The following is a 22074-nucleotide window of genomic DNA, read 5'->3' on the forward strand; positions in this document are numbered from 1 at the left end:
GGATTGTCGGCTGCCACGCATGTCGCGGTCAATGGAACCGGTGCGAGAGCGATACCAGTTCGGCTTCGGCCGCCGGCAGCGCCTCGGGCGTTCCGACCGTAAACCAGTGCGCGTTTTCCATCACGTGGCCGAACAGCCGGCCCTGCGCAATGGCCTTGTCGTAATAGACGTTCAGCGAATGCGGCTCGGCTTTGGCGCCGTTGAAGACAGCAGGGTTGTAGATCGTCGCGCCGGCATAGAGCAGGCCGGCGGGATCGGATTTGTCCTCCAGCCGCGCCAGCCGGCCGTCGGCATTCATCGCGAAATCGCCGCCGCCACTATGCCCGGTCGTCCGGTCAAGCGGACACAGCATGAGGAGTACATCCATCCGCGACGGGTCGAAAGCGTCGATCATCGCCTTCAGATTGGACTTGCCGCGTTCGACCCAGAACGTGTCGGCGTTCAACAGCAGGAACGGCGCACCGCCGAGCAGCGGCAAGGCCTTGATCACGCCGCCCGCCGTCTCGAGGATGCGGTCGCGTTCGTCGCTGATGACGGTCTCCGGCGACGCCCGGTGCGCGCAGTGATCGACGATCTGTTGGCCGAGCCAATGCACATTGACGACGGCCTTGGTTATGCCCGCATCCTCGGCGGCGTCCAGCGCCCGGTCGAGCATGGTCCGCCCGCCAACCGGCACCAGCGGTTTCGGGATCGCTTCGGTGATCGGCCGCAGCCGCTTGCCGAACCCTGCGGCAAGCACCATCGCCGTATCGATCTTCGCGCTCATTGCCGCTGCGGCCCTATCGTCGCGTCCAGCACGCCATGCCGCTCGTACCATGCCGCCAGATCGGCGAGCGCGGGATGATCGAACACCTGACGCAGATAGGCCTGCAGGCGCGGGATGTGCGAAAGGTAAGCCGGCTTTCCATCGCGCTCATCGAGCCGCACGAAAATGCCGAGGATCTTGGTCGCGCGCTGCGCGGCGAGGACCGCGAACGCCATACGGAACGCCTCTTCGTCGAAGCCGCCCGGTTGCGCCGCGCGGCAGGCGCAGTAGCGATCCAGCATCTCGACCTGCAACCCCGGCGGGACATCGACGCGCGCATCCTGGACGAGCGAGGCGACGTCATAGGCGGTCGAACCCCACAAGGCGTCCTGGAAATCGATCAGCCCGACCCTGCGCGATCCAATTTCATCGGCAAGCCACAACACGTTCGGCGAATGGAAATCGCGCAGAAGAAGGCTTTTCTGCATCGCATCGACTTGTTCGAAGGCCTCGCTCCATAGCCGGCGAAATTCCTTCGTTGCCGCCTCGCCCGGCGGCAATCCCGTCGCGCGCGGCACGAACCAGTCGGTCAGAAGCCCCGTCTCGATCAGGAAGGCGCCGCGGTCAAACTCAGGGATCCGGTGGCTGGTGTTGCCGACTTCGACGGTCCGCGGCCAGTCGGCGGCATGCATCGCCGCCAGGCATTCCACCGCCGCCAGATAGCGGTCGCGGATCGGCACGCGGTTTTCATCGACAATGCCGGCATCGCCGAGATGTTCCAGCAGAACGAGGCCGCAATCGAGGTCGAAGGCATGGATTAGCGGCGCGCGGAAGCCGCGCCCGGCCAGCAGTTTGCCGATGGCGACGAAGGCCGTCACGTCTTCGGCCAGATGGGCGATCTGCGAGTAGGGCTTGCCGTCGCGCACCGGCGGGCCGTCGGGCCGGCGCGGCGCGTCCATCAGGATCGCCGTTTTGCCGTCATGCTCGACCGTCTCATAGGCGCGGGTCGATGCATCGCCGAGCAGGAAGCGGCGCGTTGCGCCTGACCAACCCCGCGCGTCGAGAAACGCCCGGATATCGAGGCTGCGGTGCAGCCGCGCGGCAAAGCCGGCCGACGCGGTCACGGTCACGGCGCGCGATGCCGGGTCGTCGGCCGGTTCACGGATTGCGAGATGCACCGCATCGCCCGGCAGAAAATCCGCCGCGCGCTGCGGCCACTCGACCAGCGCGATACCCTCGGCCAGCGCCTCCGGCACCCCGAGTTCGTCCAACTCCTGCGGATCGGCGATCCGGTAAAGATCGAAATGCGCGACCGGCATCGCCAGATCATAGGTCTGTACCAGGGTAAAGGTCGGGCTCGGCACTTCGAGACGGTCGCCACCAGCACCGGCCAGCGCCCGGATCGCGGCGCGCGCGAAGGTCGTCTTGCCGGCGCCGAGGTCGCCTTCCAGCAGCACACAGTCGCCCGGTGCGAGCGCACGCGCGAAGTCGGCGGCAAAGGCGCTGAACGCGGCCTCGCCGGAAAATGTCATTGACAGGGCTTCGCACGTCACTACGGCTTCCATCGGCACGCTTGCAGCCACACCCTCGCGGTCTTACTCGGCCGCCACCTGCATGCTGGGGGGAACCTGCGGGAAATGCAGGTGGACTTCGGTTCCGCGTTCCGGCGACGACTGGATCTCGATGCGGCCGTCATGCAGGGTTACGAAGCTTTTGGCAAGCGACAGGCCGAGACCGGCGCCGCGCCGGCGGCCCGGCTTGCCCGTATGGAAGGGATTGAAGATCTCGTTCAATGAGTCTTCGGGAATGCCCGGCCCGTGATCGCGGATCTTGATGACGACACCGTTGGCTTCGCGTTCGCCGGTAAACACCACGGTCGTTCCTTCGGGCGCGAAATCGGCGGCATTGGAAAGCACGTTGTAGACCGCCTGGCGCAGCCGGGAGCCGTCGGCGTGAATGGCGCCGATGTCCGGATCGATGCGCACGGCAAGATCGATTTCGTGTTCCTGGAGGCGCGGCGCGAGCGCGGTGGCGATCTCGCGCATGACCGGCTCGATCTCGATTTCCCGGAAATCGAGCTCCATGATTCCGGCATCGATCGTCGCCAGATCGAGAATGTCGTCGACAATCAGCATCAGCGCGTCGGAAGACGAGGAGATGTGGTCGACATATTCGCGCTGCTTGCGGTTCAGCGGACCGGTGTCGTCGCTCGCAAGCAGAGCGGTGAAGCCGGCAATGTTGGTCAGCGGTGTGCGCAGTTCGTAGGACACGTGCTGCACGAAGCGGTTGCGCAGTCGCGCCGTGCGTTCCAGCGCGTCATTGCGGTCGCGCAGCGCCCGCTCCACCTGGTCGCTGGCGGTGACATCGACGAAGGTGATCATGGTCTGGCCATTGGGCAGCGGCGCAATCATCCAGGAAAGCGTCAGGCCGTCCTGTTCGCAGCGCCCGGCCTCATCGCCCCGATCATCGTCGAACCCGGTCACGATGCCGGCAAAATGCTTCCAGGTTTCCTCATTGCCGCATTCGGCGGCGATCCGGGCGATGTGCACGCCATCCTCGGCAATCAGCGCCTCGATGCCCCAGAACCGCGCAAAGGCCGGATTGGCAAGCTGCAGCTTGCCATTGGCGGCAAACACCGCCACGCCCTCGGCGAGATGATCCAGCGTCTCGCCGCGAACCCGCACCATGGTTTTATAGCGGCTTTCCAGATCGATGCGCTCGGTCAGATCCTCGAACACCCAGGTCAGCCCGCCCTTGGGGTGCGGGCTGGCGACAACGCGCAGGGTCTGGGCGCTCGGCAGGTGCCACCAGTGCTCCTGCGGCTCGATCGACTGATAGGCCGCCAGGATGCCGTCCTTCCAGCGCCGCCATTCCGGCTGCTCGGGCAGCTTGCCCTCGGCGCGCAGCCGGTCCAGCAACATGGTGTTGTCGGGCACGGATTCCAGGAAGGCGACGTCCAGGCCCCACAGTTCGCGAAAAGCCTGGTTGTAGAAACGCAGGCGCGCATTCTCGTCGAACATGGCAACGGCCGTGTTGAGCTGGTCGAGCGTTTCCTCGTGGCTGCGAATCGTCTTGTTCAACTCGCTGCGGATCGCATCGAATTCCGTCTGATCAATGGCGATCCCGGCCGACCCCCAGGGGCCTGGCGTTTCCGACACTTCGAAGACGACGCGATCGCCGTCGACCACCGTCGACACCGGCTCATTGAATCCGCTCTCGGTCCGGCTTTGCTCGGAGATCCGGCGCAGCGCCTGCGAACCGAAGAGCTCCGATCCGCGCGCGACCGCCTCCGCGGCGTCTTCCTGCTGCACTGAGCGGGCATAGGACGCGTTGACCCAGGTCAGAGCGCCGTTGGAGTCGCGCAACCAGGCCGGTGCATCCATCGCGTCGAGCAGGGACTTCAATGTCTGCAGGATTTGCACCACGCGATTGTGTTCGAGCGCCAGTTTGGCGCCGGTCGCCCGTTCGGAAGCCAGATTGGCGAAACGCACCACCGCGCTCGATCCATTGGTGCGGCCGGTCACTTCCAGCGGAGCGCCGGCGCGGGTCTCGATAATGTCGGAAAACGGTTTTGCCTCGTCGCGCAGATCGGCGATCAGATGCTCCAACCGCGCCGCCGAACGCGGCTCCAGCCAGCGGCCGAACGCGAGGAAGGTGGAGCGTTCCGCCGGCGCGCCGGTCGAGGCTTCAAGCGCACCGATCACGGCCGGTTTGCGGTCCTTGTCTTCCCAGATGATCGCGCGCTGTCCGTCGGTGCGCGCCAGCGCTTCCAGGGTCGCGATCTGGCCATTCAGGGCCTGGACCTTGGCTCGCAGCGCATCGTTTTGCGCGGCAGTCCTGCCGCGTTCGCGGATCAACCAGAGTGCGGAGGCGAGTGCGGCGGTCATGGCGCCGGCAAAAAGCGCGAACTGCACGACTTCCGGCGTGCCAAGCGCCGGACTGATCAGGCCGAAGACCGGAGCCCCGGCGTCTTGGGCGTGGGTTGCCGTCGTCAGCGCGGCCGTTGACGCCGTGGCGGCAAGCGCATAGCGCAGCCCGCCAAGGCGCATGCCTCGGCTCTTACGTTTCGTCCCGACCCCAGATGTCGGCATTCGCGTCCCCTTGTCGCAAGCACGAAATCACACGGCATTGACGGATTCCGCTTCGACACGTCGCGCCCCGATCGCCACCATCCTCGAACGCGCGAATCAACCCAAAATACCCTCACGCGGATTCTGCGTGAAGCGTCACGGGCATAAAAAAAGACCGGGGAGCCGTTCCGGCATCCCCGATCCCCATATGTTGTGTCCGAGTTGGACGAACTCAGTACCGGTAGTGTTCCGGCTTGTAGGGACCTTCCGGCACGACGCCGATATAGGAGGCCTGTTCGTCGGAAAGATCGGTCAGCGCCGCTCCGAGCTTGGCCAGATGCAGGCGTGCAACCTTCTCGTCGAGCTGTTTGGGCAGCACGTAAACCTCGTGCCGGTATTCCTCGCCCTTGGTGAACAGTTCGATCTGCGCCAGCACCTGGTTGGAGAAGGACGCAGACATGACGAAGCTCGGATGGCCGGTCGCATTGCCGAGGTTCAGCAGACGGCCTTCAGACAGCAGGATCATGCGGTTTCCCTTCGGAAACTCGATCATGTCGACCTGCGGCTTGATATTGGTCCATTTGAGATTGCGCAACCCGGCGACCTGGATCTCGTTGTCGAAGTGGCCGATGTTGCCGACGATCGCCATGTCCTTCATCTCGCGCATGTGCTCGAGCCGGATGACGTCCTTGTTGCCGGTGGTGGTGATGAAAATGTCAGCTGTCGAAACCACATCTTCGAGCGTCACCACCTCGAAACCGTCCATCGCTGCCTGCAATGCGCAGATCGGATCGATTTCGGTAACCTTGACCCGGGCGCCGGCGCCCTGCAACGACTGAGCGGAGCCCTTGCCGACATCGCCGTAACCGCAGACGACGGCAACCTTGCCGGCCATCATCACGTCAGTTGCGCGGCGAATGCCGTCAACCAGCGATTCCTTGCAGCCATACTTGTTGTCGAATTTCGACTTGGTGACGGAATCGTTGACGTTGATCGCCGGGAACGGCAGCAGGCCCTTCTTCTGCAGCTGATAGAGCCGGTTCACGCCGGTCGTCGTTTCCTCGGTCACGCCCTTGATGGCATGGCGCTGCTTGACGAACCAACCGGGGCTGGCCTCCATGCGCTTCTTGATCTGCGCGAACAGAACCTCTTCTTCCTCGGAACCCGGATTCGACAGCACGTCCTCGCCTTCCTCGGCGCGCGCGCCGAGCAGGATGTACATCGTCGCATCGCCGCCATCGTCGAGGATCATGTTGGAAAGACCGCCGTCGGGCCACTGGAAAATCTGATCGGTATAGGTCCAGTAGTCCTCGAGCGATTCACCCTTGATCGCAAAGACCGGTGTCCCGGTTGCAGCGATGGCGGCGGCGGCATGGTCCTGGGTGGAGAAGATGTTGCAGGACGCCCAGCGCACATCCGCGCCCAGTTCCTTCAGCGTTTCGATCAGCACCGCCGTCTGGATCGTCATGTGCAGGGAACCGGTGATCCGCGCGCCGGTCAGCGGCTTGGCTTCGCCGAACTCTTCGCAGCATGCCATCAGACCGGGCATTTCGGTTTCGGCGATCTCGATTTCCTTGCGGCCGAAATCCGCCAGGCCAATGTCGGCAATCGCATAATCGTTTGTACTGGACATCGTTCAGCTCCGTTGAATTTTCCGCTGCCTATCAGACGGTACAACAGCTGACAACAACAACATAAGGAAATCTTTATATCGTGATACCGCCCATGATCTGGCCGGCTGCTACTCGCCTTCGCCGAATTTGTCCGACAGGAGATCGGCGATGGCGTCGAGTGCCGCGTCGGCATCCGGGCCTTCAGCCGTGACGGCAATGCTGCTGCCCTGAGCGGCAGCCAGCAGCATCAAACCCATGATGGAGTTGCCGAACACGGTCAGTCCGTCCTTGGCGACGGTGACGGTTGCCTGGAAACTCTCGACCAGATGCACGAATTTCGAAGAGGCGCGTGCATGCAGGCCACGCTTGTTGGTGATCACGAGTTCGCGGGTGGCCACTTTTTGGGGCGCCTTCCTGTATGCCTACTTTCCCGCGAGTATCTGGCTGGCGACATTGACGTATTTACGCCCCGCCTCGCAGGCGAGCTCGAGCGCCTCGCTCATCGGCTTGTCGTTACGGGCCTTCGCCAGCTTGATCAGCATTGGCAGGTTCATGCCGGCCAGGATCTCCACCCGCCCGGCTTCCATGACCGAGATCGAGAGATTGGACGGCGTTCCGCCGAACATGTCGGTCACGATGATGACGCCTTCGCCGCTGTCGACTTCGGCGACGCGCGCGAGAATATCGCGGCGGCGCTGCTCCATGTCATCGTCCGCGCCAATGCAAACGATTTCGAACCGCTCCTGCGGACCGACGACATGCTCCACGGCGTTCCTGAACTCTGCAGCAAGGTTCCCGTGCGTCACAAGCACGACACCGATCATTCCGTCCCGCCTCCCATTGGCGTCCACAAACCCACCAAATATCGCCCCAACATGATCAGCAATTGTGCCCGATGACAAGAAGTTTCAGTGTTACCTGGACCGACATGCTACCGGCCATCATCCGATCAGAGAATCCTGCCGGCAAGATCCAGCCAGCCCAGAGCCGCATGGGCCGCGCTGACCGGCGAATTGCTCAACAATGCCAGCTCCGGAACCGCCACACCGGCCAAGCGAACGGTGCGATCCGGATCGGCCACGCGTTCGGCGCCCGTCCGATCGGTCAGCAGGACCGCAAGCGCCACCTGGGTCGTCGGCTTGAACCGGTCAGGCGCGACCGCGACGAAACCGCAGCCGCGCAACTCGATCAGCCCGGCGATGCGTTCGGGTACATCGGCCCGCAACCGACCCGAGACCGGATCGGCAGACAACAGCGCATAATCGTCGGCGACCAATGCGCTCGCGATACCGTTTGCCTTGCAGCGCTGCATGAGCTCGATCGCAAGCGAGGTCTTGCCCGATCCCGAAGGACCGCGAATGATCACGCCGCTGCCGTCTATCTCGACCACCGTCGCGTGTTCGAGCTGCCCGTCGCGCTCACCTGTGCCGTCGGGGTTCATTCGCGCGGCAACCGGACCGTAAAGCGGGCGCCGGCGATGTCGCCGGTTTCCGGATCCGTCAGGTTCTCGGCGGTCAGCGTGCCGCCATGGGCTTCGATGATCTGGCGGGAGATCGACAGGCCAAGACCGGAATTGCGCCCGAACTGGTCGGGGCCGGGCCGGTCGGTATAGAAGCGCTGGAAAATCTTCTCGATGGTCTCCGCCTGGATGCCGGGGCCGTTGTCTTCGATGGTGACGACGACATGATAGGCTGTCTGCGCCAGGCGGATATCGACCCGGCCGCCTTCGTCCGGCACGAAAGAGAACGCGTTCTGGACCAGGTTGGTGATCACCTGGCCGATGCGCAGTTCATGCCCCATGACGAAGTAGCCGCGCTGTCCGGATGACAGTTTGGCGGTGAACAGCCGCAACTCGGTGGACGGATTGGTCACGCTCTGGCTGAGAATGGACGCGAGGTCGCGCAGCAGCTTGGCGACATCGACGCTGACCGCATCTTCGCGCACCAATTCGGCATCGAGGCGCGATGCATCCGAGATATCGGAGATCAGCCGGTCGAGGCGGCGCACATCGTGCTGGATGACATCCAGCAGGCGTTTGCGCGTCTCCGCGTTACGCGCCAACGGCAGGGTTTCGACGGCGCTGCGAAGGGAAGTCAGCGGATTCTTCAGTTCGTGCGCGACATCGGCGGCGAAGCTCTCGATCGCGTCGATACGGGCGTATAGCGAGTTGGTCATGTCGCGCAGCGCCGACGACAGGTTGCCGATTTCGTCCTGCCGGTTGGAGAAATCCGGGATCTCCTCGCGCAACTTGATGCTGCGGCGCACCCGCACCGCGGCCGCCGCCAGGCGCCGCAGCGGATTGGCGATGGTGCCAGCGAGTACCAGCGATAGGATGATGTTGACAATCACAGCGACCAGGAAGACGCGCATCATCGCATAGCGTTCGGCCTGGACGATCTTGTCGATGTCGCCGCCCTGGGTCGACAGTTGCAGGACGCCGAGCACCGCGCGAAAACGCTGGATCGGGACCGCCACCGAGACGATCATCTCGCCGTGCTCGGTGACGCGCACGACGCGCGAGCGGCCGCCGGCAAGCGCGCCCATGACTTCCGAATAGGCCGTGCCGGAGCCGCCCGGCTGCTCCGTGTAGATGGATAGATCGCGGCGCCTGAAGATCCGCGCGACCAGCCGGTCGAGCCGCTGCACGAAACCGTCGTCATCATCTTCCACCGGCGGCAACTCGAACCGCAACACCTGCCCGCCGGCGTAGAGATGGCGGGAGTCCAGCAGAAGGTTCGCCTCGGGGTCGTAGATACGGGCGCGTGTCCGGGTCGGCGAAATCAACCGGCGCAGGATCGGCGCGACACGTTCGGGATTGATCGGAAAATCTAGATTATCGAAGCGGTCGGCGCTCGGCACGATGCTCTCGCCGGCCTGCAATTCGAGCAGTTTGTCGGGATCGATCAGGATCGCGTTGGTCTCGACATTGGCCGACGCGGCAATCGCGCCGGCGATGATCTCGCCCTGGGTCATCAGGCTTTCGACGCGCGCATCGATCAGCCCGTCGCGGAACTGGTTGATGTACAGGATACCCGACATCAACACGCCAAGCGCGGCAAGGTTGAGAAACAGGATGCGCCTTGTCAGGGACGAAAACAGGTAGTGCCCGAAGATGCGGCGCAGCGGATTCATGACGACGGCGGACCAACGCGATTGCCGCTTTGCCTTCGGCTTTTCGTCGGCGGCGTCGGCCCGATAGGGGATATGCTCCGTTTCCACGACCATAACGCGCTGTCAGTCCGGCTCCATGCCCCGTGCCACAACAGGTCAGGCTTCCCGGAACCTGTACCCAACCCCGTACAGCGTTTCGATCATGTCGAAGCTGTCATCGACGACCTTGAACTTCTTGCGCAGCCGCTTGATGTGGCTGTCGATCGTACGGTCGTCGACGTAAACCTGATCATCATACGCCGCATCCATCAGTGAATCACGGCTTTTCACCACGCCCGGCCGCTGCGCAAGCGCATGCAGGATCAGGAACTCCGTCACCGTCAAGGTAACCGGCTGATCCCTCCACGAGCATGTATGTCGCTCCTGGTCGAGAACAAGATTGCCGCGAACGATCGACTGGGCGGCGGCCGGGCTGTCACCCTTGACCGCCACTTCGCGCGCCGCCGTGCGCCGCAGAACCGCGCGTACGCGTTCAACCAGCAGGCGCTGCGAGAACGGCTTGGTGATGAAGTCATCAGCGCCCATCTTCAGGCCAAACAGCTCGTCGATTTCGTCGTCCTTGGAGGTAAGGAAGATGACCGGTATGTCGGTCTTCTGGCGCAGCCGCCGCAGCAGTTCCATACCGTCCATGCGCGGCATCTTGATATCGAGGATCGCCAGCGCCGGCGGCCGTGCCAGCAAGCCTTCGAGCGCGGAAGCGCCGTCGGTAAAGGTCTCGACCCGATAGCCCTCCGATTCCAGCGCTATGGAAACGGAGGTCAAAATGTTCCGGTCATCGTCGACCAGCGCGATGGTCTGCATGCTGAAATTCTCCCCAGCCATGGCGTCATGTCCCTTGCTCTTGCGCAAAAGAAGCGGTTGACGCCGAAACTTGGCGCAAAATGTGGCACAGAAACCGGGTGGTGTCATCGCGCCCCCGGACGCACCCGGCGCTCGTGTTGCACAAGCGACACCGGCTTAACTATAAAAACTGCGGGTGTTTTCTCACAAATGAACCGATTTAATTTTTTCTTGGCCACCTAAATCGATTAATCATTTGAAATCAATCGCCATTTCTGTTTCACGGACTAACTCTGTTTAAACGGGAAATTAAACAGATTAAATTACCGGGTCGCATTCGCGATGCGTATCTGAAAACGAAACAAACGAAATTCTGGTGAGGACAATGATGGCGAACGGCTTGCACAATCCCGCACACGGACTTGAGAAACATGGTTTTCAGGCACCCGCAGCCGTTTATTACAATCTCACCGAAGCACAACTCTATGAAGAAGCGATTTGCCGGCGCGAGGCACAACTCAGCGCTCATGGCGCGCTTGTCGCCAAGACCGGCGTCCATACCGGCCGCTCGGCAAACGACAAGTTCGTGGTCCGCGACGGGTTGGTCGACGCGCACATCTGGTGGGACAACAACAAGGCGATGTCCCGGGAGGCCTTCGACCGGCTGCACCAGGATTTCCTCGACCAGGCGCGCGGCATGGATCTGTTCGCCCAGGATCTGTTGGGTGGCGCCGACGAGGAACATCAGATCAAGGTGCGGGTGGTTACCGAGAAGGCTTGGCATTCGCTGTTCATTCGCAACCTGCTGCGCCGCCCGGCGCGCGATACGCTGGAGTCGTTCGTGCCGGAAATGACCATCATCGACCTGCCGTCGTTCGAGGCCGATCCCGACCGCCACGAATGCCGCACAGGCACGGTCATCGCGGTCGACCTGTCGCGGATGATCGTCCTGATCGGCGGAACGTCCTATGCCGGCGAGATGAAGAAATCGGTGTTTACAGCGCTTAACTACCTGCTGCCGAAATCCGGCGTGATGCCGATGCACTGCTCGGCCAACGAAGGATCCGAAGGCGACGTGGCGGTTTTCTTCGGCCTGTCGGGCACCGGCAAGACGACGCTTTCGGCCGATCCGTCGCGCACACTGATCGGCGATGACGAACACGGCTGGAGCGAAAACGGCGTGTTCAACTTCGAGGGCGGCTGCTACGCCAAGACGATCCGCCTGTCGCGCGAAGCCGAGCCGGAAATCTACTCGACCACCGAACGGTTCGGTACGGTCCTCGAAAACGTCATCCTTGATGATGTCGGCATGCCGGACTTCCACGACGCAACGCTGACCGAAAACACCCGTTGCGCCTATCCGCTTGAGTTCATTCCGAACGCCAGCGCCACGGGCAAGGCGGGCCAGCCGACGAACATCATCATGCTGACCGCCGATGCTTTCGGCGTCATGCCGCCGCTCGCCCGCCTGACACCGGCGCAGGCGATGTATCACTTCCTGTCCGGCTACACCGCCAAGGTCGCCGGTACCGAGAAGGGCGTCACCGAACCGGAAGCAACCTTCTCGACCTGCTTCGGCGCGCCGTTCATGCCGCGCCATCCTTCCGAATACGGCAACCTGTTGCGCGACCTGATCGCCCGCCACGGCGTCAATTGCTGGCTGGTCAACACGGGCTGGACCGGCGGCGCATATGGAACCGGCAAGCGGATGCCGATCAAGGCGACGCGCACGCTTCTGCAGGCGGCCCTCGGCGGCAAGCTGGACAATGCCCACTTCCGCATCGATCCGAATTTCGGCTTCGAAGTTCCGGTGGCTGTCGACGGCGTCGAAACGGCGATCCTCGATCCGCGGGGAACATGGTCGGACAGTGCCGAATATGACCTGCAGGCCCGCAAGCTGGCCGACATGTTCAACAGCAACTTCGAGAAATTCGCCGACCATGTCGACCTGGAGGTCATGGATGCGGCGCCTCGATTTCTCGAAGCCGCCGAGTAACAACGCCGAATAAAGACCGATAACGGCGTCCGTGAATGCGGGCGCCGTTTTTTCATGCGCGCGAACGCGGTATAGGAGCGCCATGACGGAGCATTCCAGATGAGCGCCGAGAATCTGCCAATCAAACCGGGAATGGAACTGCCGGGCTGGTCGATGACCGAAGAATTCGTGCTGGCCGGCGGCCCCGGCGGCCAGAACGTCAACAAGGTGGCGACCGCTGTGCAGTTGCGCTTTCATCCGGGCGTGACCGGTCTTTTCTCCGATACGCAGAGGGCGCGGCTGATGAAGCTTGCCGGCCGGCGCGCGGCCAAGGACGGCTCGATCCTGATCGAGGCGCGGCGGCACCGCAGCCAGGACCGCAACCGGATCGATGCGCGCGAACGCCTGAAGGCACTGATCCTGCAGGCGCTGGAACCGCCGGCACCACCGCGCAAGAAGACGCGGCCAAGCCGTGGCGCTGTCGAACGCCGGCTGAAGGCCAAGGCGGGCCGGTCGCAGATCAAGAAAATGCGGGGCGGCGTCGAAGTCGAGGACTAGCATCGAGCATTGTCTCCGGGCTATCTATTTTTCGCCATATGGCGTGGGGCGGCAATCCAACTCCTGGAAGGATCGATGCAATGGGTTTTTTCGACTTCGTAAAATCCGCAGGCAAAAAGCTCGGCTTCGGCGACGATGACGAGAAGAACGCGAACGAGCTGAAAAAGGAACTGGACTCGCACGGGCTCGGCACCGATGCGGTACAGGTGGAGGTCAAGGGCGACACCGCGATCGTCAAAGGCGCGGTCGCCGACCAGTCGATTTTCGAGAAGGCGGTCGTGGCCGTCGGAAACACGCTGGGCATTTCCAAGGTCGAGGCTTCCGAATTGCGCGTCGTACCGCCGGACAGCGGCCTGAAACTCGCCGCCGGGGTCGACATGAACGCCCTGATCGCGGCCGCCGCGCCGGCCGACGAGCCGAAGTTCCATACTGTCGAGTCCGGCGACACGCTGTGGGCGATTTCCGAGAAGGCGTATGGGAACGGCTCCAAATACGAGGCGATTTTCGAGGCCAACAAGCCGATGCTGACCCATCCGGACAAGATCTATCCCGGCCAGGTGCTGCGCATACCGAACCTCGGCTGACCCGGTCCAATATGGTGGCGGCCGGTAGCATGCCGCGCCGCCGTCGCATATTACTTGGCGCATGCTGGTTCTTCCCAAGGGCGTCCGACACATTCCCGCAGCGCTTTCCACCGACGCGCAGCATGCGCTGGTCGACGAGATCCGGGCGATCGTCGCGCGGGCGCCGCTTTACATTCCGGCGATGCCGCGCACCGGCAAGGAAATGAGCGTGCGCATGACCAATTGCGGCTCGCTCGGCTGGGTGACCGACAAGGAACGCGGCTACCGCTATCAGCCGGAGCATCCGGTGACGGGCGCGCCCTGGCCGCCGATCCCCGCCTCGCTGATGGAAATCTGGGAGACTTACAGCGGCTATCCGCATCCGCCGGAGGCCTGTCTCGTCAATTTCTACGCCGGCAGCGCGAAGATGGGTCTGCACCAGGACCGCGACGAGGCGAATTTCGACGCGCCGGTGGTTTCGATCTCGCTTGGCGACACCTGCCTGTTCCGGGTCGGCGAGACCACACGGGGTGGGCGGACGGTTTCCTTCAAGCTCGACAGCGGCGATATCGTGATGCTCGGCGGCGAAGGACGATTGTGCTTTCACGGCGTCGACCGGATCTATCCCGCGACCTCGGCCTTGTTGAAAAATGGCGGACGCATCAATTTGACGCTTCGAAGGGTAACGAAGCCGTAGAAGCGGCGCCTCACCCGGCGCGGGGAGAGACAGGCGCGCGGCATCGGCGCCGCGCCTCATTCCCTGAGGCCGGATTATCTCGTAGTTGGAAGACGGGCGGTCAAAGCATCGCAACGTCTAGTTAGTAATAGCGATCCTCGGACCGCCCGCTCGTTCGGCCCTGCAATCGATTCACCGGATCGATTGCTCCGGCTGCGCCGGAACGGGCCTCACCTAGCAGCTTCGGTCGGCGGCCCGGATCGTTTTGTCCGGGAAAACAAGACTGCGCGCGCCGCTTCATGCCGCCCTGACTTGGGGGTTCATCACCCAGCAACGCACCTCTGCGCCACCAGCCAGGCACCGTCCCTCTCCCTGTGAGCCGGTGTGCACCCAGACTTCCGTGAGAAGGCATTTGCGATTGTAGGAGAGGTTCGGGCGTGGTGGATAAATCTGAACAAAAAATTCTCGGCGGTTTCTTCGCTCGCGCATGGCCGGACGAATGACAGCCCTGAAACCGACAGGCTCAAAGCTTCCTGAGCAACACATCCTCGACCAGGTGGTTCGAGCCCTTGCGCAGGATCAGGTCGGCGCGCGGTCGCGTCGGCTGGATGTTTTCCTTCAGGTTTTTCAGGTTGGTGTTGATCCACAGGCCCTCGGCGATGGCGAGCGCCGCATCGTCGGACAATTCCGTGTAGCGATGGAAGAAAGAGCGCGGGTCGCGGAACGCCGTTTCGCGCAGCCGCATGAAACGCTCGACATACCAGTCGTGGATCAGTTCCTCGTCGGCGTCGATATAGACCGAGAAATCGAAATAGTCGGAGACGAAGGGCACCATCTTGCCGTCTTCCGGCAGATCGCGGACCTGCAGCACATTGATGCCCTCGAAAACGAGGATGTCGGGCCGGTCGATGGTTACGTACTCGTCGGCCAGCACATCGTAGGTCAGGTGCGAATAAAGCGGCGCGCGAACCGAATGCTCGCCGGCCTTGATGGAAGACAGGAAGCGCAGAACGGCCGCGACATCGTAGCTTTCGGGAAAGCCCTTGCGCTCCATGATGCCGCGCTTGCGCAGTTCGGCATTGGGCAAGAGGAAACCGTCGGTGGTGACCAGATCGACCTTCGGGCTGGACGGCCAGCGGGCCAAAAGCTCCTTGAGGATACGCGCCGTGGTCGACTTGCCGACGGCCACCGAGCCGGCAACGCCGATGATGAACGGCGTCTTGATCGCCTCGTTGACGCTCAGAAACTGCTTGCGTTGCTCGAACAGCTTCTGCGACGCCTCGACATGGGCGTAAAGCAGCCGCGACAGCGACAGATAGATCCGGCGGACCTCGTCGAGATCGACCGGGTCGTTGAGCGAGCGCAGCCTGGCGACCTCGTCCTCGGTCAGTGTCAGCGGCGTATCGGCGCGAAATGCGGACCACTGCTCGGCGGTAAAGCGCCGATAGGGCGACAGCTGGCTGCCGGTCAGCTGGTCGAGCGGGTCGGACTGCTCGAAATCAATATCGCGCTTGACTGACTGATCCATGGTCAGGGCCCGCTCACTCCTCCTGCCGGGATGCCTTCTCCTGCAACCCGGTCCTGGCCGTGCGCCCCTCCAGTTCGTCGAAAACGTCTTGAAGCGAAACGCCACGCATCTTCAGCACGACCAGCAAATGGTACAACAGATCGGCACTCTCCGCCACAACCGCCCGGTCATCCTGGTTTACGGCAGCGATGACAGTCTCCACCGCTTCCTCGCCGAGCTTCTTGGCGGCCTTGTCGATGCCGGCGGCAACCAGCTTCGCCGTCCAGGACGATGGATCGCCCGAACCGGCCCGTTCGGCGACGATGCGCTCGAGATCCGCGAGGTCGAAATCGCTCATTGCGCGGCCTCCCGCAATCCGTCTTGCCTGACCGCGATGCCGGCGGCGGCCATGTGCTGCTTGGCCTCGCCGATCGTGTAGGTGCCGAAATGGAAGATCGACGCGGCAAGCACCGCAGTGGCGTGGCCGTCGCGGATGCCCTCGACCATGTGGTCGAGATTGCCGACGCCACCGGACGCAATGACCGGCACGCGCACGGCATCGGCGACGGCGCGGGTCAGCGGAATGTTGTAGCCGATCTTGGTGCCGTCGCGGTCCATCGAGGTCAGAAGAATCTCGCCGGCGCCGAGACCGACGACCTTGCGGGCGAACTCGACCGCGTCGATGCCGGTGGGCACGCGGCCGCCATGGGTGAAGATTTCCCAATGCGGTTCGCCGTCGCCCTCGTCGACAGACTTGGCGTCGATGGCCACGACGATGCACTGATTGCCGAACTTGTCGGCGGCTTCGGCGACCAGTTCCGGCCGATTGACGGCGGCCGTGTTGATCGAAACCTTGTCGGCACCGGCCAGAAGCAGCTTGCGGACATCCTCGACCGCGCGCACGCCGCCGCCAACGGTGAGCGGCATGAAGCATTGCTCGGCGGTGCGCGCCACGACGTCGTAGATCGTCTCGCGGTTGTCCGACGAGGCGGTGATGTCGAGAAAGCACAATTCGTCGGCGCCGGCGGCGTCATAGGCCTTGGCGGCCTCGACCGGATCGCCGGCATCGATCAGGTCGACGAAATTGACGCCTTTGACGACACGGCCGTCCTTGACGTCGAGACAGGGTATGACACGGGCCTTGAGGGTCAATTGGTGTCCTCGCTCGAAAAAACTCGCGAACTCATAGGGCCGGGAACCGATCGCGTAAAGATACCGCTCAGTCCTTGCCCCGCGCGGAGACGAAGTAGATCAGGAACAGCAGCGCCCAGAACGCGGTTGCGACAATGCCGATCTGGATGGTTATCTGGCTGAGCCAGCCAAAGAGATAGAGCGAATAGAGCAGTTCGCCGCGATCGGCGCCATCGACGAAACAGGGGTTGGAGAACGCTTCGTGCAGCACGCAGTCATGCGAGCGGGCATAGCCGGTGGCGGCAAGCTGGACGATCACCGGACCGAAGGCGACCAACGCGATCGGCACGAGAAGAAACAGGAAAAACCGTACGACCCGTTTGCGCCGCTCGTTCATTTCGTCCCGCCCAGGATCGAAAGCGCTTCGGCCGGATCGATGCGGCCGTCATAGAGCGCGCGGCCGGAAATCGCGCCCTCGAGCTTCGCCGCGTCGGGCATTGTCATGCGCAGGATGTCGGCAATCGAGGCAAGGCCGCCCGAGGCAATGACCGGAATGGAGACCGCATCGGCAAGATCGAGGGTCGATTCCCAGTTGATGCCGGTCAGCACCCCGTCACGATCGATGTCGGTATAGATGATGGCCGCGACGCCGGCGCCCTCGAAGGCGCGCGCCAGCTCGATGACGCCGAGTTCAGAGGCTTCAGCCCAACCCTCGACGGCAACCTTGCCGCCCTTGGCGTCGATGCCGACGGCGACCTTGCCCGGAAACAGGCGGCAGGCTTCTTTCACCAGATCGGGATCGCGCACCGCAACGGTGCCGAGGATGACGCGGGCGAGGCCCTTTTCCAGCCAGTTCTCGATATGGGCAAGCGTGCGAATGCCGCCGCCGAGCTGCACCGGGTTCCTGGTCGCCGAAAGGATCGCCTCGACGGCGGCGCCATTAACCGACTCGCCCTCAAACGCGCCATTCAGGTCGACCACATGCAGCCAGCGGAATCCTTGCGCCTCGAAGTCTTTCGCCTGGGCGGCGGGGTCGGTGTTGTAGACGGTCGCCTGATCCATGTCGCCCTTGACGAGGCGCACGCACTGGCCGTCCTTCAGGTCGATGGCGGGAAAGAGGATCTTTGGGTCGGCCATCGGGTCAGGGCGTCCAGTTCAAAAAGTTGGCGATCAGCGCCAGACCGAGCGTCTGGCTCTTTTCGGGGTGAAACTGCGTGCCGAACATGTTGCCGCGCGCGACGGCGGCTGTGACCGGGCCGCCATAGCTGGTTCGCGCGACCACATCGGCCTCGTCGCGCGCGTCGAGATGATAGGAATGGACGAAATAGGCATGCAGCCCGTCCGGGCCGGTGCGGATGCCATCGAACAACGGATGCTGGCGGACGAGATCGAGCGTGTTCCAGCCGATCTGCGGGATTTTGAGCTCCGGATCGTCAGGCGTCATCTCGACGACGTCGCCGGCAATCCAGCCGAGGCCGCCGGTGACGGTCTTTTCCAGACCGCGCGACGACATCAACTGCATGCCGACACAGATGCCGAAGAAGGGGCGGCCCTTGCCGACGACCGCCTCGTTCAGCGCCTCGACCATGCCGGGAACGGCGTCGAGGCCGGCGCGGCAATCGGCATAGGCACCGACACCCGGAAGGACGATGCGGTCGGCAGTCGCCACGCGCTCCGCATCGGATGTCAGTTCGATTTCCGCGTTCAGGCCGGTTTCGCGGGCGGCGCGCTCGAATGATTTCAGCGCCGAGCGCAGATTGCCCGATCCGTAATCGATAATCGCCGTGCGCATGGTCTAGCGTCCCGTATCCTGGCCGAAGCCGAACAGGAAATCCGATCCGGTGTCATGGCGCTGCGGGGCGACCTTCATGGCTGTTGCCGGTGCGGCGGCGGCGGCAACCGGACGCCGTGCAAACCAGCGGTGCTCGGCATCCAACAGGCTTTCAGCGACAACTGTTCCGGCATCGGCCAACCCGCCGCGCCGCAAACGGGCAAGCCGCCATGCCGGTCCTTCGAGCGCCACCAGCACACCGAGCAACAGATTTACGGCGAGCACCAGTCCCGGCGACTGCAAGCGTTCGCCGACCAGGCCGATGCCGACCAGCGCAAGAAGCACCATCAGCGCGGCGAACCACAAGCGGTGCCAGATGAGCCAAAACAGCGGAAGGATCAGCGCGAAGGGCGCGAACTCGTCGCGCACGAACTCGGTTCGATCGCCCCGCGCCGAGCCTTCACCGCCCGCCATGACCACGTAACTCGCCATTGCCTGGTCCTAGAGCGTTCCCTTGGTGGACGGTATCGCGTCTCTCTGGCGCGGATCGATCTCCACTGCCGTGCGCAGCACGCGCGCGACCGCCTTGAAGCAGGTTTCCGCGATGTGGTGGCTGTTGACGCCGGCGAGATTGTCAACATGCAGGGTGATGCCGGCGTTCTGGGCGAAGGCCTGGAAGAATTCGCGCACCAGTTCGGTGTCGAACGTGCCGATTTTCTGGGTCGGGAACTCCACGGACCAGACGAGAAAGGGCCGGCCGGATATGTCGACTGCGGCGCGGGTCAACGCTTCGTCCATCGCCAGATCGAGACTGGCATAGCGGGTGACGCCGCGACGGTCGCCGAGCGCCTTGGCGATCGCCTGGCCGAGCACGATGCCCGTGTCCTCGACCGTGTGGTGGTCGTCGATATGCAGGTCGCCATCGGCGCCGACCGCGATGTCGATCAGCGAATGCCGCGCCAGCTGATCCAGCATGTGATCGAAAAAGCCGATCCCGGTCTGCATGTCGTGCCGTCCGGTGCCGTCGAGATTGACGGCGACCGATATCCGGGTCTCGTTTGTCTCGCGGAGGACCTCCGCGGTACGCGCTGTCATTTAATGGCCCCTGTTGGCGTTCGGCAAGTGCCGGTCATATCAAGGCTTCCGGGCAATTGCCAGTACGGCCGGCGTGCGATTGCAAATGCCCGGTGGCGGCTTACATAGCGGGAAGATCAGGCGCGGCGCGGTTGCCGAATACGGGACACGCCGCGTGCGGAAAGGACCACAGATGAGCGAACACAACCCCTACGGAACCATGCACGCGACGACCATCGTCACGGTGCGCAAGGACGGCAAGGTGATCATCGCCGGCGACGGCCAGGTCAGCCTTGGACAGACTGTCATCAAAGGCAATGCGCGCAAGGTGCGCCGCGTCGGCAAGAACAACGAGGTGATTGCCGGCTTCGCGGGCGCGACCGCCGATGCGTTCACGCTGCTCGACCGGCTGGAAAAGAAGCTGGAACAATTTCCCGACCAGCTGATGCGCGCGGCCGTGGAACTCGCCAAGGACTGGCGCACCGACAAATACCTGCGCAATCTCGAAGCCATGATGCTGGTCGCCGATAAGTCGGTTTCGCTGTGCATTACCGGCAATGGCGACGTGCTGGAACCGGAGCATGGTGTGATGGCGATCGGCTCGGGGGGCAACTATGCACTGGCCGCCGCGCGCGCCCTTGTCGACACCGACATGGACGCCGAGGCAATCGCGCGCCGCGCCATGGAAATCGCCGCCGATATCTGTGTCTACACCAATGGCAGCGTGATCGTGGAGAGCCTGGATGCCGCCTGACCCGGATATCCGGTTCATGCCGGTGACTGCGGCCGACCTGCCGGTTTTGCGCGCGTGGCTGGAAAGTCCGCACATGCGCGAATGGTGGGGCGATGCGGACACCGAACTCGGCTATATAAGCGACATGCTGGAAGGCCGCGACACGACACGCCCCTTCATCTTTCATGTCGATGGCGAGCGGCTTGGCTATATCCAATACTGGATCATCGGCGATGCGATCGCCGCCGGATTTCAGGACAAGGAACCCTGGCTCGCCGATCTGCCCGCCGAGGCTATCGGCGTCGATCTCTCGATCGGCGATCCGGCCCGCCTGTCCAAGGGTGTCGGAACCGCTGTGCTGACCGCGTTTCTGCGCCGTCTGGCCGGCGAAGGTTTCCAAACCATCATCATCGATCCCGACGAGGCCAATGGGCGAGCAGTGCGCGCCTATGAAAAGGCCGGATTCGTCGCCTATGATCGCCATATCGACAAGGACGGCGTCACGCTTTTGATGCGGTTGCCGCCGGAGCGCATCGAGGAACTGAAAAAGTGATCAGCGGCGAGACGCTGGAGCGTGCCGTCCGGCAGGGCGTCATCACCGAGGACCAACGGCTGAAGCTGGCCGGTCTGGCGAACGAGGCCGCACAGGCCGACACGGCCAACGCGCCGGGCGGCGACGAGCCGATGCGCCTCGTGGGCGGCGGCAACGACCTGTTCGTGACAGTCGGAATCGTCCTTCTGTTTGCCGGGGCCCTTTTCGTGCTTCAGTCGATCATCGGTAACGAGACGACGATGATCGCCGCCATTCTCGGCGCCGCAATCTGGATCGTTGCCGAGTTCGTCACCCGACAGCGGCGCATGCGGCTTTCGAGCACGGTTCTCGGCCTCGGTTTCATCGCCGCCGCGGTGACAATCCTGTCGATCCATATCGGCGGCCGGATCGAAATTGACGCCATCGACAATCCGCTGCAGCTCGCAGCGCTGCGGCCGAGGATCGGCGGCTGGGGCGCATTGTTCTTTGCCGCGACTGCGGCGGCGGCAGTGCTTTACTTCGTGCGGTTTCGTGTGCCGATCATGGCGGCTGTCCTCGCGCTTTCGTTTACCGGCGCAGCCTTCCTGTTCACGGTGCTCTACTTCTACGATGGCGTGGTCAACGGCCAGGTGCTGATGCCGACGCTCGAACAAATCCCGGATGTCATCGCGCGGGCGCTCTACATGCCCCTGCTCTGCGGGCTGGTTGTGTTCGGTACCGCGGTTGCGTTCGATCTGCACGACCGTGAACGCTACACGGTGTGGTCGGACTGCGCCTTCTGGCTGCATGCGATCTCGGCACCATTGCTGGTGCATCCACTGTTTATCCTGGCGACCGGGCAGGATGTCGTATTCGGCGAGATTGAACCCGGGGCTTCGGCTTCGGTGATGCTGATGCTGCTGATCGCGGCGTTCGTCTATGTGGCGCTCGCCATCGATCGGCGATCGCTTTTGATCCCGACGCTCGCCTATTTCGGTTCGCTCGGCATCTACTACCTCATCGACAACGCCGCCAACACGGCCGGCGTACCGCCCTTTGCGCTGATTCTGCTGGTTATCGGCAGCATGATCATCATGTTCGGCGCCGGATGGCAGCGGATCAGGCGCTTGATTGTCGTTCCGACGCTACCCACATCGGTTCTAACCAAACTTCCCCCCATCAAACTGTGAGTGACC

24 protein-coding genes are annotated in these 22074 nt (G+C 63.2%); 7 read left to right on the plus strand and 17 right to left on the minus strand.

The genetic code is table 11. The annotated features are described in order from the left end of the window. Positions 1-28 precede the first annotated feature (28 nt). The 9 genes from ACO06R_RS02665 to ACO06R_RS02705 form a co-directional block, all read right to left on the minus strand. Complete coding sequence (locus ACO06R_RS02665; RefSeq protein WP_421855762.1) at positions 29-766, minus strand: nucleotidyltransferase family protein; 738 nt, start codon at positions 764-766, stop codon at positions 29-31. Beyond that, positions 763-2277: a tRNA (adenosine(37)-N6)-threonylcarbamoyltransferase complex ATPase subunit type 1 TsaE gene (gene tsaE / locus ACO06R_RS02670; protein WP_421855764.1), complete on the minus strand. Its 1515-nt coding sequence runs from the start codon at positions 2275-2277 to the stop codon at positions 763-765. The genes ACO06R_RS02665 and tsaE overlap by 4 nt, the downstream gene beginning before the upstream one ends. Before the next feature lie 63 nt (positions 2278-2340). Continuing rightward, positions 2341-4794, minus strand: a complete 2454-nt coding sequence (locus ACO06R_RS02675) for an ATP-binding protein (protein WP_421855766.1) — start codon at positions 4792-4794, stop codon at positions 2341-2343. A 253-nt stretch (positions 4795-5047) separates the two neighbouring features. Continuing rightward, a complete protein-coding gene (ahcY, locus tag ACO06R_RS02680; protein ID WP_421855768.1) occupies positions 5048-6448 on the minus strand; it encodes an adenosylhomocysteinase in 1401 nt (466 codons plus the stop codon). Positions 6449-6556: 108 nt separating this feature from the next. Beyond that, positions 6557-6826 (minus strand): HPr family phosphocarrier protein, encoded by a 270-nt coding sequence (locus tag ACO06R_RS02685; RefSeq protein WP_421855770.1) that lies wholly within the window; start codon positions 6824-6826, stop codon positions 6557-6559. Positions 6827-6850: 24 nt separating this feature from the next. Then, a complete protein-coding gene (locus tag ACO06R_RS02690) occupies positions 6851-7252 on the minus strand; it encodes a PTS sugar transporter subunit IIA (protein WP_421855772.1) in 402 nt (133 codons plus the stop codon). A gap of 125 nt (positions 7253-7377) precedes the next feature. Further along, complete coding sequence (locus ACO06R_RS02695) at positions 7378-7869, minus strand: HPr kinase/phosphorylase (RefSeq protein ID WP_421855774.1); 492 nt, start codon at positions 7867-7869, stop codon at positions 7378-7380. Next, positions 7866-9653 (minus strand): stimulus-sensing domain-containing protein, encoded by a 1788-nt coding sequence (locus ACO06R_RS02700; protein WP_421855776.1) that lies wholly within the window; start codon positions 9651-9653, stop codon positions 7866-7868. The genes ACO06R_RS02695 and ACO06R_RS02700 overlap by 4 nt, the downstream gene beginning before the upstream one ends. Before the next feature lie 42 nt (positions 9654-9695). Further along, positions 9696-10400: a response regulator transcription factor gene (locus tag ACO06R_RS02705; RefSeq protein WP_421859173.1), complete on the minus strand. Its 705-nt coding sequence runs from the start codon at positions 10398-10400 to the stop codon at positions 9696-9698. 364 nt (positions 10401-10764) lie between these two features. Here ACO06R_RS02705 and ACO06R_RS02710 point away from each other — a divergent pair, with 364 nt between their 5' ends. From ACO06R_RS02710 to ACO06R_RS02725, 4 genes are all read left to right on the plus strand, one after another. After that, a complete protein-coding gene (locus ACO06R_RS02710; RefSeq protein ID WP_421855778.1) occupies positions 10765-12375 on the plus strand; it encodes a phosphoenolpyruvate carboxykinase in 1611 nt (536 codons plus the stop codon). Between the two features lie 99 nt (positions 12376-12474). Further along, positions 12475-12912, plus strand: a complete 438-nt coding sequence (arfB, locus tag ACO06R_RS02715; protein WP_421855780.1) for an alternative ribosome rescue aminoacyl-tRNA hydrolase ArfB — start codon at positions 12475-12477, stop codon at positions 12910-12912. 80 nt (positions 12913-12992) lie between these two features. Next, entirely contained in the window at positions 12993-13496 is a 504-nt protein-coding gene (gene lysM, locus ACO06R_RS02720; protein ID WP_421855782.1) for a peptidoglycan-binding protein LysM, read from the plus strand. Between the two features lie 61 nt (positions 13497-13557). After that, on the plus strand, positions 13558-14172 hold the full coding sequence (locus ACO06R_RS02725; RefSeq protein ID WP_421855784.1) for an alpha-ketoglutarate-dependent dioxygenase AlkB family protein: 615 nt from the start codon (positions 13558-13560) through the stop codon (positions 14170-14172). A gap of 502 nt (positions 14173-14674) precedes the next feature. Here ACO06R_RS02725 and coaA read toward each other — a convergent pair. The 8 genes from coaA to hisB form a co-directional block, all read right to left on the minus strand. Then, positions 14675-15679, minus strand: a complete 1005-nt coding sequence (gene coaA, locus ACO06R_RS02730) for a type I pantothenate kinase (protein ID WP_421855786.1) — start codon at positions 15677-15679, stop codon at positions 14675-14677. 13 nt (positions 15680-15692) lie between these two features. Beyond that, the gene (locus tag ACO06R_RS02735) at positions 15693-16016 is read right to left on the minus strand and encodes a phosphoribosyl-ATP diphosphatase (protein ID WP_421855788.1); all 324 of its coding nucleotides are present in this window, start codon (positions 16014-16016) and stop codon (positions 15693-15695) included. After that, positions 16013-16810: an imidazole glycerol phosphate synthase subunit HisF gene (gene hisF / locus ACO06R_RS02740; RefSeq protein WP_421855790.1), complete on the minus strand. Its 798-nt coding sequence runs from the start codon at positions 16808-16810 to the stop codon at positions 16013-16015. Before hisF ends, ACO06R_RS02735 begins: the two co-directional genes overlap by 4 nt. A gap of 67 nt (positions 16811-16877) precedes the next feature. Continuing rightward, positions 16878-17186 (minus strand): hypothetical protein, encoded by a 309-nt coding sequence (locus tag ACO06R_RS02745; RefSeq protein WP_421855792.1) that lies wholly within the window; start codon positions 17184-17186, stop codon positions 16878-16880. Further along, positions 17183-17926: a 1-(5-phosphoribosyl)-5-[(5-phosphoribosylamino)methylideneamino]imidazole-4-carboxamide isomerase gene (gene hisA, locus ACO06R_RS02750; protein ID WP_421855794.1), complete on the minus strand. Its 744-nt coding sequence runs from the start codon at positions 17924-17926 to the stop codon at positions 17183-17185. Before hisA ends, ACO06R_RS02745 begins: the two co-directional genes overlap by 4 nt. A gap of 4 nt (positions 17927-17930) precedes the next feature. Then, on the minus strand, positions 17931-18581 hold the full coding sequence (hisH, locus tag ACO06R_RS02755; RefSeq protein ID WP_421855796.1) for an imidazole glycerol phosphate synthase subunit HisH: 651 nt from the start codon (positions 18579-18581) through the stop codon (positions 17931-17933). A gap of 3 nt (positions 18582-18584) precedes the next feature. After that, positions 18585-19052 carry a DUF2628 domain-containing protein gene (locus tag ACO06R_RS02760; protein WP_421855798.1) on the minus strand — a complete coding sequence of 156 codons (468 nt, stop codon included), beginning with the start codon at positions 19050-19052 and terminating at the stop codon, positions 18585-18587. A 9-nt stretch (positions 19053-19061) separates the two neighbouring features. Beyond that, on the minus strand, positions 19062-19655 hold the full coding sequence (gene hisB / locus ACO06R_RS02765) for an imidazoleglycerol-phosphate dehydratase HisB (RefSeq protein ID WP_421855800.1): 594 nt from the start codon (positions 19653-19655) through the stop codon (positions 19062-19064). 172 nt (positions 19656-19827) lie between these two features. Here hisB and hslV point away from each other — a divergent pair, with 172 nt between their 5' ends. Genes hslV through ACO06R_RS02780 form a run of 3 tightly spaced genes read left to right on the plus strand, consistent with a single transcriptional unit; the run spans position 19828 to position 22068 of the window. Further along, positions 19828-20388, plus strand: coding sequence for an ATP-dependent protease subunit HslV (gene hslV / locus ACO06R_RS02770; protein WP_421855802.1), 561 nt, complete (start codon positions 19828-19830; stop codon positions 20386-20388). Further along, positions 20378-20920 (plus strand): GNAT family N-acetyltransferase, encoded by a 543-nt coding sequence (locus tag ACO06R_RS02775; RefSeq protein ID WP_421855804.1) that lies wholly within the window; start codon positions 20378-20380, stop codon positions 20918-20920. Before hslV ends, ACO06R_RS02775 begins: the two co-directional genes overlap by 11 nt. Further along, complete coding sequence (locus ACO06R_RS02780; RefSeq protein ID WP_421855806.1) at positions 20917-22068, plus strand: hypothetical protein; 1152 nt, start codon at positions 20917-20919, stop codon at positions 22066-22068. Before ACO06R_RS02775 ends, ACO06R_RS02780 begins: the two co-directional genes overlap by 4 nt. Positions 22069-22074: the final 6 nt, after the last annotated feature.

The sequence above is a fragment of the Oricola sp. genome (assembly GCF_965230365.1).
Lineage (GTDB): Bacteria > Pseudomonadota > Alphaproteobacteria > Rhizobiales > Rhizobiaceae > Oricola.